Source organism: Mariniphaga sp., from assembly GCF_041687215.1.
Classification (GTDB): Bacteria; Bacteroidota; Bacteroidia; order Bacteroidales; family Prolixibacteraceae; genus Mariniphaga.
Map to the genome: position 1 here is coordinate 30,237 of NZ_JAWLCI010000046.1, position 12,202 is coordinate 42,438.

A 12,202-nucleotide genomic window follows, 5' to 3' on the forward strand; every position below is an offset into this window, starting at 1 on the left:
ATTTTGAATTTTCGAAATTGGAATTTATTTGTTATTTCATGATTGATATTTGAATATTTTGACAAAAACACAAAAATTATTGTCAAGGCATTAAAACGGGTATCCGATGGCCACATTAAGAATCAGGTTGTCTTTTCGCCAGGCAGAACTGCCAAAGTCAATCTGTTTGGCAACCCAGCGGTGGTTTTCTTCGAGCCAGGGTTTTCTTAGCGGAAAGGCCAGATCGAACCGCAAAAGGAAGAAAGAAATATCGAACCGGATACCAGCACCTGCGCCTACAGCAATTTCATTCATAAACTGCGAAAACACAAACGGACTTCCAATGCTGGCAGGGCTCGACTTATGCAACCACACATTTCCGGCATCGGCAAAAAGGGCGCCTTTGAAAAACCGGTAAATGGTAAAGCGGTATTCTCCGTTTAGTTCGAGCTTAATGTCGCCTCCCAACTGAAGAAAACCCCTGGTGCTTCCATCCTGAAAGTGAGTGCCCGGCCCAACAGAATTGATTTGAAACGCACGCAGGCTATTGGCGCCGCCACTGAAAAACTGCTTTGAATAGGGCAGTATAGAAGAGTTTCCGTAGGGTTTGGCCACACCGGCAAAAAAACGCATGGCCAGCTTGTTGTTTGCATCAAGCGTATAATAACCGCGAAAATCGGTACTCAGTTTGGCAAACTGGGAATAGATGGAACCTGCTATGGTAGCCGGATTCCCGGACGAGGGTTTTTCGCCGCCGATTATCTTTGCCAGTGTAAATGCATTTCCTGCCGTTTCGGCCGTACCCTGAAAAAAGAACTGCATTTTTTTAAACGGCATAACCTGCTCGTTGTAAGTAAACGAATAGTTGGCACCGGCTACAAACTGCTCTTCATAACTTTTCTTTAAATACGGATTGGCTGCCAGCAACTCTTTGAAAACATCAGATTCATTGGCCAGTGAAGTAAAACTTAAACTTACCGGGCTAAAATCATGCTGTTTCCTTATATTTTCTCTCCACCGGTAGCCAAAACCCAATTGAAAAGTCTGCATATCGAAATAGTTTACCCTTTTCAGATAATTGTAGGAAAGCGAAAACCGTGTAGTGGGTATAAAGAGGCTGTTTTTAGTGCCGGGATTAAAAGGAGCAAGCAGTTGCGGAAAAGTGATTTCGAGCTGAGGATTAAAGGAATAGGAATATAAGTTTTCGGATTTACCGCTCAGTTGGGCTTCGTATGATCCTCCCAGGTTCAGGTTTAACAACTCGGCTCCTCTGAATGTATTCCGGTTCAACAGGCTCAGGTTTATCCTCGGCCCGGCAAAATTGTTCGATTTCGACACCATATCCATTTCTGCCCTGAATGTTCTGCGGGGCATGGTGGTCATCAAAATATCCACATCCAGCAAACCTGCAGCGGTTGAATCGCTATCGGCAAATTTTACCTGCACAAATTTGAAATTACCCATCGACATCAACCGGTTTAGCGTAATGTTATGATTTTGCCTCGAATAGACTTCGCCATTCCTGAGATAAACCGATTTTAATATAACCCGCTGCCTGATATTCTGATTTGAATTTGAGCCCCGAAACACAAAATTGCTGTATTGCAAAGTGTCTGCATATTTGTCTGAAATTTCCTCGGTTAAGGTGTAATCCTGATCAATAAAAACACGATTGATGCTGTAAACTGTCAGTGCTTCATCCGGAATACTGTCTTTTAATGTAAGTTGGACTGATACGACACGGTCGGCTGAGGATGTGTCGGCTTTAAAAAGCAAATAGTCGGGATTGAAATAGAAATACCCTTTGTTTTTCAGCACGGCATCAATCCGGCTTCTTTCGGCGCGCAAAAGTTCGAGATTATAATCATTGCCAGGTTTTATCAAGGTTTTTTCTTTTTCTGAAAGTATTGCCTGCTTCAAACTGTCGTCAGTAATGGCATAAGTTTGTTCGCCAAATGTATAAGGTTTGTGAATATAACTGGTGTAGATTATTTTGGCTTTGTGTTCTTTCTCAACAACCTCATAACCGGTAATCCCGTTAAAAATGCCAATATTAAACAGCCGCGCATCTATGATGCCGGAAGTTGCTCCTGGTTTTACATGGCTCAGATATACCGGTGCTTTTCCTCTTTTTCTGAGCCATTTTCCAAACCAGGTATGTGGGTTGTCGCTGGTTACCATATACAACCACAACCGGGGGCGCATTCCCAGATAACTTTTATTTGGTTCAGGGCGAATGCCGGTTTTAGCAACATTTTCAATAAATCTTGTTTTCTTTTTATTCAGATTTTCGTTGTATTTCAGTTCAACATCGGCGCCGGTATAAAGCTTTTCACCGGGTGGCAAATGCTTTAACCCGCTGCATGCCGAAAGCAGCAAACAGGCAAAAATAGAAATGCTGATATTTCGGATGTTTCGTTTCATGGCTTTTCTTCGATTTGGATTGAATCACTTTTCGTTTTCAGCCTTCTGAAAAAATTCTTCCAACGGCTGAAATCACGGACATAAACGATTCCAACTCCGGTTTCCACCAACTGGCCTTCGATTGCTCCTTCGTACTGGTTATGTCTGAACCCTTTTAGCCGGTAGCGGCCATCTTTTGTTAACCGGTATTCTATCTGAACATCGCTGGCAATGTCGGTTGCCTGGTTATGCCTGGCCCTTTCCCCTTCCACATCAATGGTGCCTCCGAGCTGAACCGAAAGCCGTTCATCAAAAAGTTGTTTTTTTAGGCCAATTTCCACCTGGGTTCGGCCTTCTGCCTGGCCCCCCTGATAATCTTCGTACGATTGGATATCAAAATTCATCTCGACACCGGGTATTAATTTCGAAGTCAACTGATTTAACTGGGCAGATAAGAATTTTCCTACCGTTGAGCGCACCAGAGTTGAAGTGCCACCCGATTCCGTTTGCAATGGATTTTCCTGAATAAAGCGGCCCAGCACCAAAAGGGCAAAAACCTGTTTGTTCAGCGCCGATTCATCTTCGTTCAGCAAGTTCAGCTTTTGGTTTACAGCGCCCCCTAAAATTCCTTTTTCATCAGGCGGCAGTTCTATTTCGAAACTTATAACAGGTTGCAGAATCGGGCCTTTCAAATTTAACAACACCCAAAACGGGTACTGTTGTTTATAGCCACCGCTTTCAGCCGCTGTCATTCCCGACATTTGAAAAGCTACAAGGTCGTATGGCGCAGCTCTTACTGTATATCTTGCATTGATAGCTATTACAGCATCCAATGGATCGCCGTTCCAGATGATGGTGCTTCCGGGCAAAATGTCAAATTTGCGTTTGACCACCGATTCGAGCGACACCAGATAACTACCTTCATCTAAATTATAGGCTCCGGTAAGGCTCATTTTTCCGCTTCTGTCAATCGAAAAACTCAAAGCAGCTTCGCCTCTCACCACCAGCGAATCGGTGGATGTTGGATCCATTAAAAGCCGCAAAGTTGCTTCTTTATCAATTTCAACAATGGTGGACAGGTCAAATCCCGTAAAACCTGTTGCCGGCGCTTCCGGTTTCACATCGCGGTAAAGAATCGGACTCATAGTTTCAGGACTGTTGAATTCAATAACATCTTCACCCTTATCGGTAGTAAGCCTGTCTTCGGGAACAACAAAAGTGAAATTGGAACCCCGCTTAATTCGCACATTTCCGTTGATAACCGATTGAGCCATTGGGCCGTTTATATTGATTCTGCTGTCGATGATCATGCGACCATAGTAATTTTCATTGTCACGCGAGGTGGTGTTGAGCAACAAAAAGTCGGTTGCCTCTACCCGCAGGGCAAAAACAAAATCGCTGAATTTATTCATCTGAACAGAACCATCGATAGTTGCTTTATTCTGACGGGAATCGGACAGGGTAAACGAATTAAAATAAATGCCTCCGGATTTAAACTGAATGGTTTCATTACTCAGGTGAAGCCGGTTATTCAGCACTGCCGGATTTACAAACACATCATTAAAAACCAGGTCACCGGTAATATCAGGTGAACCGGCAGCTCCCTGAATGGTTAAATCTCCTGACAATGTTCCCGAAGCTTCGGATATTTGTCCCATTGAAAATGCCTCGATGGTTTTCATCGAAAGCGACTGAATGGCTGTTTTTACATGTATTGAATTGTTATCGCCATCGGCCATAAAGTATCCCACGGCAGACAGGTTGTTGTCAGGCCCCGACAAATTCACATCCAGATCAAATCTTCCGGTTTCGGGGTTGGTTGCTTTAATGGTTACGTCGCCCACCGGAACCTCTCTGACCAGCAGGTTGCCGATTTTTGCATCGGCAATTACTCCATAAGAATTGTTTACCCGCTTAAGCAATGCACGTCCATCCACCGTTCCCTTTACAAAACTTGTATCTTTTTCGATAATCCGGGAAATATCATCCAGTTTGAAATTATTGAGTTCAATATTCAGGTCATCATTAAACTGCTGATTTACAGAAGCGACTCTGACCTGACTTACCTCATTTTTTATAAACAGGTTATGTATTAAAAACCCTTCGTCACCAAATTCTATATAGTTTTCCGGGTCTATTTCCCATTGATTATACATCAGGTGGAAATCGTCAGGCTCGAAGGCAAGTTTGTAGTTGCCATCCGATTTGGTTATTTGCGAACGGATTACAAACTTTTTTCTTTGGTCATCATCAATTGACGAAAGGCCGGCAAGCATGGTATTGTCTGACATCTTACCATCAATAAGAAAGTTATCCAGTTTTACCAGATCATTTGAAACCGTGCTGCTTGACGCCGACCAGACCAGTTCAGAAACATCAGATTTTACATCAATAACCAGATCAGCAATTTCTGTTGTTCCATAAACAATTCTGTTCATGGTTGCATTTAGTTTCAGGTCGTGACTTTCGCTGTTATAACTTCCCTGAATGATTCCCGGCTGAAACACATTTAGCTGTGGCAAAATAATTTGTGAAAGAATGGGATGATTATGAAGCTGAATCTCGAAACTAAAATCAGATGGTTTGTTTTCTACGGCTATTCCAACAGTGTCGGATAATGAAAAATAATGGTTGATAAAACGCGTAAGTTCCGATGGAATATCTACCGGAGAAATGGTCCCCGAGTAAGTTGCATCCAACAGCGGACTGCTAATATTAAATTCACTTTTACCCGGCTCATTTACAGAAGATAAAATAAGCGAATCGAGCACATAAACCCGTTCACCCTGAGCCACTGTAAGGTTCGAAATTCCAACTTTTCCATACAATTTATCAACAGTTCTGCCGTCAAAATTTGCCGTTACAACCAACCCAACTCGTATATCCTCTTTTGTAATGTTGAGGTTCTGAAGGTCGGCCCCGGGTACATCCAACCTGAACTGGTAGAATTCCTCTCCAGGCTTCAATCCCACGAAACCTTCAAAATTGAATATTGCATTCTCATCATCCAGATTTATTTTTCCCGAAAAATTCTGTCCGGCAAGAGTTCCATTTAATGTCAGGTTCTGGTATGTATATCTGTTGAGGTATAATTCCGTTACTTCGCCTTTTATATCGGCCATTACAGTTTCGCTGTCCAACCCCTGTCCCTCAACTTCGGCGGTTAAAGAAACTGGCCCATAAAGAACAGTATCTTTGAGAAGCCTGCCTGCATCAAAACTGTTTACACTAATAATACCACTGAAATTTTCATCCTTGTCAACCATTGCATCAAGGTTAATGGCCCCAAAACTGCTGGTCAAATCAATAGTTGATTCAAATGCCGTGATTTTTCCGTTGAAAACAACTTCCAAATTCAGATTTTCAGGCAATTCAATATTTTCCGGAATTGACGGACCTGCCAGCATTTCCAAATCATTTTTACCTGAATTGACTTTCAGGTTTGGAAAATTGTAAAAAGCTTTTTTAACATCGGGCAATCCGGCAATACTGAAATCTGTTTCCACCAAAGTATTTTCACCTGTTTTTATTATCAGGTCTTTTCCGGTCAGGTTGTTTAACGGTCCGCTTACGGTCCCGCTTACCATAGTGGTGTTCGTCAGGTTAGTAAAAAATGGCACGTTGATGAGGTCGTTACTGAAATAGAGAGCATCGGGATTTTTAAAGTTCACATTCCGCATAACCAGGTTCAGGTTGCTGAATTCATAATCCTGCGTAAACGTTTTGAGTGTGGAATACTGAACGTAAAAATCGGCATCAATGGTTGAGAGGGGGGTTTTTAGTTTTAATTTATCCGCAGTGATGGAAGTTTCATCCATACTAAAATTTGTTGAAAGGCTGTTGATTACAAATCCATTCTGGTCAACTGCACTGAATTCTTCCACAGCTATTTTAATAAGTTTTTTATCATAATAGAAATCTTTTGCATCAAAGGACATGTGCCTGAATTTCAAATAGTCGGAGTTAAATTCATTTTTTGCCTCAGCAACATCGCCAACCTGGTAAATAAAATCATTGTCGGTTATGTTCATCTGGTTTACTGTAACTTTCCAGTTGTTTCCTGAAGACGAAAGGGAATCTGCAGCCATTGAACCGGTTAAAAGTTCCGGCTCGAAATTGTGGTATTGAATATCGCTTTTCGCTACGATTAACCGGTCAGAAACCAAAAGTTCTTTTTGTATGTCAATCAAAGCATCTGCCAGCCCTAATTCATCTATTACCGAAATAACCGAAATAAAACTGACTGAATCGGCATATTTGACCGAGGAATTGTTTATCTGTAGTTTTTTTGCGGATACTTTGGGCAGAATTTTTTTCTGGTTTTTTGATGATGATGTGTTTGTTGTTTCAGTCCTCTGTACATCAACTGTTAATCCGCTTAAAAGCAGCTCATTAAATGCATATACCGATTTTTTGGGAGCGATTTCCATAACCCTGATATCCGAATTTGGTATGGCTGCGAATACATTTATTCCGCCATGAACATCATTGTAAGTGAACAACACGTTTTTCAGTTTTACCTTATCGAGATTGAATGTCCATTTGGTAGGGGCGGACGTATTTTTATCCGCCTGTTTGGTGTTATTGCTGAATGTTGTTATCAGAAAATTGTAGTTGAACAGCGGTTCGGTTTGGGTGCTGTATAGTTTGATGGTAGCGTCTTCCAGAGCCAATGAGCTAATGTTTATTTTGCTTGAAAACAGGTCGTAAAGCGCTATGTTAACTTTTACCCTTCCGGCATAAACTAAAGTGTCGGATTGGGTATCTTCCAGGTAAATTCCTTCCAAAACGATTGCTTTGGGGAATGAGATGCCCACATTTTTAATTTCCACCCTGGTATGGGTTTTACCGCTTACATAAGAAGTGGCATAATCAACAATTTTATTTTGAACGGAGGGAATCTGAATAAGCAGGGCAACCAGAATAAAAAGCATTACAAAACCCAGGGCCACCCATAAGGCCACCCTGACTATTCGTTTTATAATTCTACCGGACTTACTCATGCTGATAATGACAAAGAAAAAATTTATATATAGCTCAGGCGAAGTTGAGCACTTTTACCGGTATTTGTGTTACATAACTATTGAAAAGAGTTGTATTATTCACACATTCGCTATTATTAAGAGGGTTTTATCGTAGAACAATAAGGTAATAAGGTAAAAATCAAATGTATAACTTTTTTACTAAGGTTAATACATTGAAAATAAGGTTTTTCTGTTTTTAAAAAAACCTTATTTTTTCCATCAAACCTACTATATAACTAAAACAGAAAGCGATAGCGTCGCGATAATATTTGTAGAACAAATGCTATAGATTTAGAAAGAAGGTGCAGCGCACCGCAATATCTCTTATGTTACGGTGCGCTGCACCTTCATGGTATCATTCAAATCTCAATCTACAAATATCAGGGTGCGCTGCACCTGTTGCCTTTAAGTTATTCTTTTTGATGTTCGTTTCAAATACCGGGGGGAACTTAGTAAAAGGCGAACAGGGGAAAACTAACCTTATTACCTTATTAATAAGGCAATTATTTTGATAGCTATCGGGGCTGACAACGTCAAAAAAATTAGAAATACAAAATTTAGAAGCACACTAATTCATACTTCCTTTTCCATTTCGGAAGTGTATTCCCCCCGGCGGGCTGCATAATTGCATTTGCTCCGGTGATAAAGGGCTTTTTGTGCTTTTTCTGCATTTGCATTTTTTCCCCGCCATATTTCCAAAGCAGGTTGCTGAAGTGCACGGCCATAAGAAAACGACAACTCCCATGGCAACTTTGATTTGAACCGCTGGTTCATGGCATTTAGGCGGTCTGTAGCCAGTTCAGCGGATTGGCCCCCCGATAGAAAGGTAATCCCGGGAACTGCGGCAGGAACGGCACGCAAAAAACATTTTACGGTTGCATCGGCCACTTTTTCGGCTGTTTCCTGTTTCGGGCATTTTAATCCGGGAACTATCATATTGGGTTTCAGAATCATCCCCTCCAGTATTACCCCCTGCACAAAGAGCTGATTAAAAACCGTTCGCAGCACTTCTTCAGTTACTTCAAAACATTGCTCCAGAGTATGGTTGCCATCCATCAGTACTTCGGGCTCCACAACGGGAACCAATCCTGTTTCCTGACACAGTGCTGCATACCGGGCCAGAGCGTGGGCATTGGCTTCCATACAGGCGCGGGAAGGAATGTTATCGCCGATTGTAATCACCGCCCGCCATTTAGCAAACCGGGCGCCCATCTGGTAGTATTCAACCAGACGTTCGCGTAAACCGTCGAGGCCTTCTGTAATTTTTTCACCGGGATGGCCTGCCATTTCTTTTGCCCCGGTATCAACCTTAATTCCGGGAATTATTCCAGCATCGGCAAGGACTTTAACAATGGGCCTGCCGTCTTTTGTTTTCTGGCGAATGGTTTCGTCGAAAAGGATGGCACCGCTGATAAACTCTCCAAGGCCAGAAGTTGTAGCCAACAATTCCCGGTAAACCCGGCGCATTTCCTCAGTCTGGGGTATTTCTAATTTTGCAAATCGTTTGTTGGCGGTAGGCAAACTTTCATCCATTGCCAGCAGTCCTTTGTGGTTTGCCACCATCGAATTGGCTGTACTGATAAGTTCTTTTATTTCCATTGGGTCGATATTAATTTTACCAAATTTATTCAAAATCTCAATTTTTTTCCATTTTCAGCAGTTTTAACTGCATTGCCCAAGTATGATCCAGAGAACTACAAAAACTACAATAGTACCAAGGCATCCTCCGCCAAGTTTCCAGGCACCTAAACCTGCTATTAATCCTCTAAATAAATTATTCATTTGTATTATTTTTTATGTAAATAAATTTTATTCCTCCGATTTGATGGGAATGATAAGCAGAGGTATGTGGGTGTGCTTTATCACTTTTTCAGTAATACTTCCCAGTAACACATTTTCCAGCCAATTCTGGCTACGGGAGCCAATGGCAATTATATCTGCCGACTTATTTTTTGCGGCCTCCAGAATAGTTTCAGCCACATCGCCCTCTTTGACCATAGTATGAATGGTTTCATCGTTGAGGTGATGTTTTATTTGATTGAGAAAATGCCGGGATGCCTTGGACAATCCTTCTTCACTGTCAAATTGAATCTGACTGGTATCCATATAACCCTGCATGCCCACTATGGGAGAATATTCGGGTGAGGAATAATGTTCAGGATTTGTAATTACATGAAGCAAAATAACTTCTGCATTCATATCTTTTGCCGTTGCATACCCAATTTCTGCTACTTTTTGTGATGTCGGATTATAATCCAACGCAATCAATACCTTTTTCATTTTCTTTTTGTTATTTGTTATCTGCGTTCCGATTTTCTTTCTTTAACTGGTGTTACCGGCGCCGGCTGTCTGGTTCTTCTCGGAGTTTCTAAGGGAACTCTTGCTGGCGGGGCAGTTTGCACCTTCACATTTTCACTTTTGTTTATCTGTTGAGTTTCACGTACCGGCTGACTTTGGCGCCTTGGGGTTTCTGCCGGAATTCTTGGGGGAGTTGTTGGCTGTACCCTTTCAGTCTCACCTCTTTTAATCTGCTGATTTTCGGGAATATTCTGACGCTCAGGCCTGGCATATTCCGGAACAGATTCGCGTTGTTGCTGAATAGTCCTGTTTCCATCAACAGGAAGTTGCCTGTTTTGAGGAATATCACCACGCACCGGCCTGCGAAGCAATTCCCCCTCAACGGGTTCCCTGAATTGCGGCCGGTACAAACGCAACTGGTTGTTTTTTAGTTCCTGCCCCGGCATATCATTATCCCGCACATTAACAGACCTGATTCTGGTTCCGGTATTTCTTTCAACCTCGCTTTTATTGGGACCTGAGTTGTAAGAAATCTTTCGCCGGCGGTCATAACTTGTATTATCAATAACCGATGAATTTTTCATAATCCGCATGTAATCAGAGCGGTTAACGTAGTAATTGTAAATGTCGTGTCTCCCAAAATCGTTGTTTCTTACAAATATCCAGTGATCGTTGTAGCCATATTGGTCGGAGTAGATACCGGAATATATGCCGTACCTGGGGCGCATTGGCTGCCATCCGTAGTAGCCACCGGAATGTCTCCAGTTAACCCACGAAGGTCCCCACTCGTAATCTGGTATCCAGAGCCAGCCGTAAAACGAATCGTAATCCCATCGCCCGTAATGGAATGGCCCCCAGCCCCAACTGTAATCAGACATCCAGGTCCAGCCATACCGGGTGTGAACCCAGTAACCATTGGTTGAGTAGGGTGAAAAGTTTGGACCAGCGTCAGGTATCCACACATTACCGTAATTTGGATAATCTAACCATTGGCCATAAGGGCTTAACTGGTCATAAAAAACCTGGTAACTGACATTTTCGTACTGAGCTGAAGCCTGTTTTTGAAATACTCCGGCAGATATAACCAGTGCAACTGTTATTATTAAAAACTTCATTTTTGTTCTCATGGCAAATTGATTAAAATTTACTGATAATAAAAGGATTCCGTAATATCGTTAAAACCCTGGTCCTGATTTAAATCATTAACCTGTGGTTCAAACAAGATTGCGGTCCACAACTTACAGTGTAAATTTAGGCTATAAGGGGAGGGGAGTTGTTACACATTTTCAGAATTGTTTTACATCATTCCCACTTTTAGAGGCTCATCAAATACGCTTTTCATCGGAAAACTACCGGCGCCGGTTTTCCAATTTCAAAATCGCGGAAGCCGAAATCGGTGGTTTGAAAGGAGTTCAGCTTGAAAATATTGTTCCCTTTACCGGGAATTACCGGATAGATATAAATGGATACTTTACCAGGGATAAAAAAAAACAGGAACCCGAAGATTCCTGTTTTCCTGTATTCAATTTTTAACTATTCATTTTTTAATATCAGCTTACGTGTGAAGTGGTTCCCATCCAGATTCATTCGAATGGTGTACAATCCGCTGATGTAATCCGACATATCCAACTGAACTTTAGTGGTCATCTTGTATTCTTTTCGGAAGACTTCAGCACCGGTGAGGCTTATTACAACTACCTCGGCATTCTGAATCCCGGTTGAGCCAAAATCGAGGGTAACCGGTCCGCGCGAAGGATTGGGATAAACTTTAATATCAATACTTTTGAAGCTTTCGGGTGAATGCAGCAATGCAGATTTATTATTTTTTGATTGACTACTGCTACCCACATCAGTACCGGACTGTACTTTCAGGTTACCTCCGTCGAGCAACTGTTCAATAGTTTCAACTCCATTCCAGTTGGAAGAGAAAAGGAGGATATTTCCATCCCAGATCGTAACGCCTATCTTGTCGCTGCTTCCCGGTTCTCCACAATCGGTTAATGTGGCTTGTAACTGCAGATTACCCATGATCTCAATTGGGTTTAGCGGGTCAGTAACATCCGTTAAATTGGCTTTACTGGTAAATTCTGCCAAATCACATTCTCCTTCACCTCCCAGGTTAATACCGAGCGATTCGGTTGCATTGGTTTTAAACCGGTATATGTGTACAATTCCATCCGATTCCAGTCTGCGGACAATAATTGTCATTTTTCCACTGAGGTTCGTTCCTTTTTTATTGAATTTTACGTTAAATCCAAAGTTTGTTTTTCTTCCGCCATTTGCAGAATAAATGCCGTACGAGTTTTCTTCAATAATAAATCCACCACCGGTTATGAAATCTCCTTCCGGTTTGTAAATATTTATAATAGTAGCATCGGAGCAATTAGCATTGTTGGTATAATACCCGTTTATGCCAAGTGAGATTTCATAAATCTCGGCAGATGAAGTGTTGCCGATATCGAAGGTATGTTCCAGTGAAACATAACCGATGGTTGGGT

General features: G+C 41.9%; 6 protein-coding genes. All 6 read right to left on the minus strand.

Going from position 1 to position 12,202, the window contains the following annotated elements:
* Window positions 1-90: 90 nt before the first annotated feature.
* On the minus strand, window positions 91-2,403 hold the full coding sequence (locus tag ACESMA_RS15110; protein ID WP_372949684.1) for a BamA/TamA family outer membrane protein: 2,313 nt from the start codon (window positions 2,401-2,403) through the stop codon (window positions 91-93).
* Window positions 2,400-7,385, minus strand: coding sequence for a translocation/assembly module TamB domain-containing protein (locus ACESMA_RS15115; RefSeq protein ID WP_372949685.1), 4,986 nt, complete (start codon window positions 7,383-7,385; stop codon window positions 2,400-2,402). The genes ACESMA_RS15110 and ACESMA_RS15115 overlap by 4 nt, the downstream gene beginning before the upstream one ends.
* A gap of 594 nt (window positions 7,386-7,979) precedes the next feature.
* Window positions 7,980-9,038, minus strand: coding sequence for a class I fructose-bisphosphate aldolase (locus ACESMA_RS15120; protein WP_372949686.1), 1,059 nt, complete (start codon window positions 9,036-9,038; stop codon window positions 7,980-7,982).
* A gap of 177 nt (window positions 9,039-9,215) precedes the next feature.
* A complete protein-coding gene (locus tag ACESMA_RS15125) occupies window positions 9,216-9,686 on the minus strand; it encodes a universal stress protein (RefSeq protein ID WP_372949687.1) in 471 nt (156 codons plus the stop codon).
* A 17-nt stretch (window positions 9,687-9,703) separates the two neighbouring features.
* Window positions 9,704-10,831 carry a DUF6600 domain-containing protein gene (locus ACESMA_RS15130; RefSeq protein WP_372949688.1) on the minus strand — a complete coding sequence of 376 codons (1,128 nt, stop codon included), beginning with the start codon at window positions 10,829-10,831 and terminating at the stop codon, window positions 9,704-9,706.
* A gap of 406 nt (window positions 10,832-11,237) precedes the next feature.
* On the minus strand, window positions 11,238-12,202 hold a 965-nt coding region (locus ACESMA_RS15135), incomplete at its 5' end, for a T9SS type A sorting domain-containing protein (protein WP_372949689.1).

Excerpts from the sequence above, each read along its gene's own strand:
- ACESMA_RS15110 (WP_372949684.1), bottom strand. The coding sequence starts at position 2,403 with ATGAAACGAAACATCCGAAATATCAGCATTTCTATTTTTGCCTGTTTG.
- ACESMA_RS15115 (WP_372949685.1), bottom strand. The coding sequence starts at position 7,385 with ATGAGTAAGTCCGGTAGAATTATAAAACGAATAGTCAGGGTGGCCTTA.
- ACESMA_RS15130 (WP_372949688.1), bottom strand. The coding sequence starts at position 10,831 with ATGAGAACAAAAATGAAGTTTTTAATAATAACAGTTGCACTGGTTATA.
- ACESMA_RS15125 (WP_372949687.1), bottom strand. The coding sequence starts at position 9,686 with ATGAAAAAGGTATTGATTGCGTTGGATTATAATCCGACATCACAAAAA.